Here is a 702-nt window from a genome sequence, read left to right on the forward strand (position 1 = left end):
GCCCGCCGTCGGGCTCGCTTCCCGACCCTCAGCCTCGCGCGCCGCCATGACGAGGCTGTTGCTGATGGTCCGCAACAAGCCCGCCTCACGCCAGCGATAGAAAACTTCTGCACCGTTGAAAAGGGTGGGAAGTCTTTCGGCAGCAAAGCCACGCGCCGCCCGACGAGGCGAGGTAAAGAAGTGCGTTCACGACCTCGCGCAGGTCTGTCTTGCGCGGCCGGCCGATGCGGCTCGCCGACGGCATCATTGGCGCAATCAGCACCCACTCTGCATCGGGTAGATCGCTTGCGTAGCGTACCCATCCGGTGAAGACCGGTGAAGACCGCAGGTAGCTCAAGCCTGTTCCTAAAAGTTTGATCGGAGCGCCACGACTAGTTCTGCGGCTCTATCGCACAGGTTCGCCATCTTGCGATCGGACAGCCCCATGTCCTCTGTGGCGATTTCGAAGAGATAGCCGGCGATGTCTTTTGCCGTCGCGTTTTCGTGGATCAGCATCCCGAGCACGACGTCGGCATAGTCGTCATATTCGTCCTTAGCTTCGGGAATGCCAGATATGCCGATCGGATTCCAATCGCGAAGCAATACATCGCGAACAAGAGCTCGGTTTTTGTCAGGCTGATCTCTGTCGGTTTTGTGAGCCATCAGAGCCTACGCAGCAACGGCTTTTACTGACGATGTCACCCAATTCCAGGGGAGCAATTG

At 58.5% G+C, this 702-nt stretch carries 1 protein-coding gene and 1 pseudogene; both read right to left on the bottom strand.

All coding sequences use genetic code 11. The features are described 5' to 3' along the window. Window positions 1-337 (bottom strand): annotated as a pseudogene (locus NKI17_RS36905) (transposase); the annotation flags it as partial. Between the two features lie 8 nt (window positions 338-345). Next, the gene (locus NKI17_RS36910; protein WP_352907957.1) at window positions 346-582 is read right to left on the bottom strand and encodes a hypothetical protein; all 237 of its coding nucleotides are present in this window, start codon (window positions 580-582) and stop codon (window positions 346-348) included. Window positions 583-702: the final 120 nt, after the last annotated feature.

The organism is Mesorhizobium sp. M0816 (assembly GCF_040320005.1).
Lineage (GTDB): Bacteria > Pseudomonadota > Alphaproteobacteria > Rhizobiales > Rhizobiaceae > Mesorhizobium.